Source organism: Tissierellales bacterium (assembly GCA_035301805.1).
Lineage (GTDB): Bacteria > Bacillota > Clostridia > Tissierellales > DATGTQ01 > DATGTQ01.
In genome coordinates, this window is record DATGTQ010000248.1 from 1 (window position 1) to 5,080 (window position 5,080).

Here is a 5,080-nt window from a genome sequence, read left to right on the forward strand (position 1 = left end):
TTTCCATGCTATAGTAAAAGCTTACTTAGACTATAACTTCGATGGACCATACAGACCAGACCACGGTAGAATGATATGGGGAGAAACTGGTAGACCAGGATACGGATTATATGATAGAGCATTAGGTGCTGTATATGTAAACGGATTAAAAGAAGCTATATTAAAAGAAGCTATATTAAAAGAAACTAAATTAAATCAAGAATGTGAAGAAACTGCTTCAGTTCAAGGTTAATTAAAATAAAATCTAAAATTTAAATTTAATTTATTGGATAGAAGCTCTTGTATATGCAAGAGCTTTTGTTCTAATAGATTATATACATATTAACTTAATAAGGAGTAATGAACATGAGAAAATTTATGGACGATAATTTTTTATTATCAACAGATACAGCAGTAACTTTATATCATGATTATGCTAAAGAAATGCCAATATGCGACTACCACTGTCATCTAAACCCAAAGGAAATAGCTGAGGATAAGAGATACAATAACATAACTGAAATATGGTTAGGTGGAGACCACTATAAGTGGAGAACAATGAGAAGTTTTGGTATAGAAGAAAAATATATAACTGGAGATGCTACTGATTATGAAAAATTTGAAGCATTTGCAAATGTTATGCCATACTTAATAGGAAACCCAATGTATCATTGGTCACACTTAGAATTAAAAAGATACTTTGGAATAGAGGAAACTTTATCTCCAAAAACTTGTAAATCTATATGGGATAGATGTAATGAAATAATAAATGGTGAAGGTTTCAGTGCTAGAGCAATGATAAAAAACTCTAATGTTAAGTACATAGGAACAACTGATGATCCAATAGATAACTTAGAATATCATATAGCAATAGCTAAAGATGAAAACTTTGATTGTGAAGTTAGACCAAGCTTTAGACCTGATAAAGCTGTAAAAATACATGGCGAAGGATTCGCTGAGTATATAGTTAAATTAGGAGAAGTTGAAAATACTGAAATAAAAGATTATGAAACGTTATTAACAGTATTAGAAAAAAGATTAGACTTCTTCGTTGAAAATGGATGTAATATAACAGACCATTCTTTAGAGAGAGTTTACTTCAGAAATACAACTATAGAAGAAGTAGATACTATATTCAAAAAAGCTTTAGCTGGAGAAACTTTAACTATAGAAGAAATAGAAAAGTACTCTACATTAACAATGATAAGCTTAGGAAGAATGTACAGCAAGCGTGGAATGGTAATGCAATTACATATAGGTGCATTAAGAAACAATAATACTAGAATGTTCAATAAATTAGGAGCAGACGTAGGATTTGATAGTATAGATGATGGAGAGGTTGCAACTAGCTTATCTAGATTATTAGATTCATTAGATATAACTGATGAACTTCCAAAAACTATATTATACTGCTTAAATCCTAAAGATAATGAAGTATTAGGAACAATGCTAGGAAACTTCCAAGGTGGAGGAATAGCTGGTAAAATACAATTTGGTTCTGGATGGTGGTTTAATGACCAAAAGGACGGAATGGAAAGACAAATGATGGCATTATCTCAATTAGGACTTATAAGCCAATTCGTAGGAATGCTTACAGACTCTAGAAGTTTCTTGTCTTATACAAGACATGAGTACTTTAGACGAATATTATGTAACTATATAGGTGGTTTAGTAGAAAATGGAGAATATCCAGCTGATATGGAAATATTAGGTGAAATAGTACAAAATATATGTTACAACAATATAGAGAAGTACATACAAAAGTAATATAATAAATAATTATAAAATAAAAGCTACTTAAAGTGATTTGAAGTAGCTTTTATTTTTATATTTTTAATAATAAAAAATTTAATTTATTTTTTTATTATTAAAAAATAAGTTATAAAATACATAATAACTATAGTAAATATAAATATGCAATGATATAATTTTAGCAAAAGTTAGGAAAATGATTGCTTTTATATATAAAAGTATGTTAGTATACTAATATAGAAGATATATTATTAACAACTAATGGGGGATTATATTATGAGAGACGTTTTTGAAAAATACGAAAAAAACAATGAATTTTTAGTATGTGTAGACTCTGATGGTTGTGCAATGGATACTATGGAAATAAAACATAGAAAATGCTTTGCTCCAGAGATGATAAAAACTTGGAACTTAACAGAAAGAGAAGAATATATATTAAATCTTTGGTATGACCTAAATCTTTATACACAAACTAGAGGCATTAATAGATTTAAGGGGTTAGCTGAAACATTTAAGATAATAAGTAAAGAAGGCATAGAAATTGAAGATTTAGATAGTATACTAAATTGGGTTGAAACAACTAATGAGCTGTCTAATAAGTCTTTATTAAATGAAATAGAAAAGAATGATAGCAAAGGTTTAAAGATGGCATATGAATGGTCTTTAAACGTAAACAAATCTATAGAAAAGTTACCAAAGGGTGATGAACCATTCGAAGGTGTTTCTGAAGGATTAGAAGCATTATCTAAGATAGTAGACGTTGCAGTTGTATCATCTGCTAATGGAGAAGCTCTAAATGATGAGTGGGGAAGACATGATTATATAAAATATTTAACTGCATTACTTGGGCAAGAAGCAGGAACTAAGCAGCACTGTATATCTGAACTTAAGAAAAAAGGATATGATACTGATAAGATATTAATGGTTGGTGATGCACCTGGAGATTTACAAGCAGCTAAGAATAATAATGTAAGATACTATCCTATATTAGTAGGAAAAGAAAAGTTCTCTTGGGAAAGACTAGTTAATGAAGCAGTTCCTAAGTTAATGAATGGAACTTTTGACGAAGAATATCAAAATGAACTTATAAAAGAATTTAATGATTCATTAAAGTAATAATATGCTTTAGAACATGTTTAAGAAACTTTATTTATTCTTAGATATGATTTTATATAAACTAATATTATATATATTAAAATAGGGAGAGTTAATAAATATGGTAGATTTAAAAGCAAAACCTTATAATCTTGATGAAGAAGGAATAAAATGGGTAGAAGAAACTATAGAAAACATGACTATAGAAGAAAAAATAGGACAATTATTTGTAAACATGGGGGCTAGTCGTGATGAAGAATACTTAAAGAGTATGATAGATAATTATCACATAGGTGCAGTTAGATACAATCCAGCAACAGCTTCAGAAGTATATGATCAAAATAAAATACTTCAAGAAAATTCTAAAATACCTCTATTAATAGCTGCTAACACTGAAGCAGGTGGTAACGGTGCTTGTGTAGATGGTACATATATAGGAAATGAAGTAAAAATAGCATCTACAAATGATAAAAAATATGCTTATGAAATGGGTAGAGTATCAGGAGTTGAAGCATCAGCTATAGGATGTAACTGGTCATTTGCTCCAATAGTTGATATAAATAGAAACTGGAGAAATCCAATAATATCAACTAGAACTTGGTCTCAAGATGTTGAGCAAACTTTAGAATTATCTTTAGAGTACATGAGAGGTATAATGGAAAGTGGAATAGCTCCAGCTGCTAAGCACTTCCCTGGAGATGGTATAGATGAGAGAGATCAGCATTTATCATTCGCTCCAAACTCGTTATCTAAAGAAGAGTGGGATGCTACATTTGGTAGAGTTTACGCAGGATTATTCGAAGCAGGACTTCCATCACTAATGGCAGGACATATAGCTTTACCAGAGTATGTAAAATACTTCAATCCAGAAGCTACTACTGAAGAATTATACATGCCAGCTACATTAAGTAAGTATATATTAACAGACCTATTAAGAGGAGAAATGAAGTTCAACGGATTAGTTGTAACTGATGCTTCTCATATGGTTGCTATGACTTCTGCTATGAAGAGAAGTGAAATGGTACCAACTGCAATAGCTGCAGGTTCTGACTTATTCTTATTCTTCAACGATCCAGATGAAGATTTCGGATACATGATGGATGGATATAAAAACGGAATAATAACTGATGAAAGATTAAATGAAGCTTTAACTAGAATACTAGGAACTAAGGCTGCTTTAGGACTTCATAAAAAAGCTAAAACTGAAATAATGATGCCTAAAGAAGAAGCGATGGCTAGAATAGGTTTAGAAGAAAATAAAGCTATAGCTGCTGAAGTTGCTGATAAAGGTATAGTATTAGTAAAGAATACTGAAGATATATTCCCAATATCTCCAGAACAGTATAAGAGAGTATTACTAGTTGATGTAAAAGGTACTGAAGGAGGATTTGGTGCATTAATAGGTGCTCAAGGACCTAAACCATCTCAAGTAATGAAAGAAATGCTAGAAAAAGAAGGATTTGAAGTTTCTATATGGGAATCACCAATGGATAAAGTAATGCAACTTCCAGTTGAAGAAAGAAGAGCTGCTATAGGAAGTGTATATGCTGCTAAGAGACCTATAACTGAATTAACAGATAACTATGATTTAATAATAAATTTAGCTATAGTTAATCCAAATACTGACCAAAGAATACAATGGCCAGCAAGTAAAGGTACTCCAGATATACCATTCTATGTACATGAAGTACCAACAATATTTATATCATTACAATGTCCATTCCACTTAGCTGATGTACCTCAAGTTAAGACATATATAAATGCTTACGACAACAAAGATGTTACTTACACAGCATTAGTTGATAAAATGCTAGGAAGATCAGAATTTAAAGGTGTAAGTCCAGTAGATGCATTCTGTGGATTAGGAGATACTATGTATGGAATATCTGCTAAATCTCATTTATATTCAGTAAATTAATATACAGATAATCTACATTAATAAACGGTAAATTTATAATTATTTACCGTTTATTTTTTATATTTAATGAAAGTCTAAATTTATTTAAAAGTAAAATTATAAATTAATAAAAGATATATAATAGGAGTTAAAAATGAGAAAAGCAATTTTTTTAGACATAGATGGAACATTAATAGATTGTATTGGTGGAATAAAGGATATTACTCCTAATGTAAAAAATGCAATAAAAAATGTTCAAGATAAAGGTGATTATGTTTTTATATCTACAGGTAGACCATATGCACTTTTAGATAAAAATATATTAAACTTTGGATTTGATGGATTTATTTTAGCAAA

General features: G+C 29.8%; 5 protein-coding genes. All 5 read left to right on the forward strand.

From position 1 onward, the window contains the following. The coding region (locus VK071_12270; protein HLR36086.1) for a mannonate dehydratase at positions 1 to 232 on the forward strand (232 nt) is incomplete at its 5' end. A 113-nt stretch (positions 233 to 345) separates the two neighbouring features. Then, positions 346 to 1,746, forward strand: a complete 1,401-nt coding sequence (gene uxaC / locus VK071_12275) for a glucuronate isomerase (protein ID HLR36087.1) — start codon at positions 346 to 348, stop codon at positions 1,744 to 1,746. Between the two features lie 261 nt (positions 1,747 to 2,007). Continuing rightward, the gene (locus tag VK071_12280) at positions 2,008 to 2,847 is read left to right on the forward strand and encodes an HAD hydrolase-like protein (protein ID HLR36088.1); all 840 of its coding nucleotides are present in this window, start codon (positions 2,008 to 2,010) and stop codon (positions 2,845 to 2,847) included. Between the two features lie 100 nt (positions 2,848 to 2,947). Further along, on the forward strand, positions 2,948 to 4,744 hold the full coding sequence (locus VK071_12285; protein ID HLR36089.1) for a glycoside hydrolase family 3 N-terminal domain-containing protein: 1,797 nt from the start codon (positions 2,948 to 2,950) through the stop codon (positions 4,742 to 4,744). Positions 4,745 to 4,877: 133 nt separating this feature from the next. Further along, positions 4,878 to 5,080: HAD hydrolase family protein (locus VK071_12290; GenBank protein ID HLR36090.1), on the forward strand; the 203-nt coding region annotated here is incomplete at its 3' end.

Bases quoted from the DNA above. Each gene is read 5' to 3' on its own strand.
- VK071_12280 (HLR36088.1), top strand. From the start codon at position 2,008: ATGAGAGACGTTTTTGAAAAATACGAAAAAAACAATGAATTTTTAGTA.
- VK071_12285 (HLR36089.1), top strand. From the start codon at position 2,948: ATGGTAGATTTAAAAGCAAAACCTTATAATCTTGATGAAGAAGGAATA.
- uxaC (HLR36087.1), top strand. From the start codon at position 346: ATGAGAAAATTTATGGACGATAATTTTTTATTATCAACAGATACAGCA.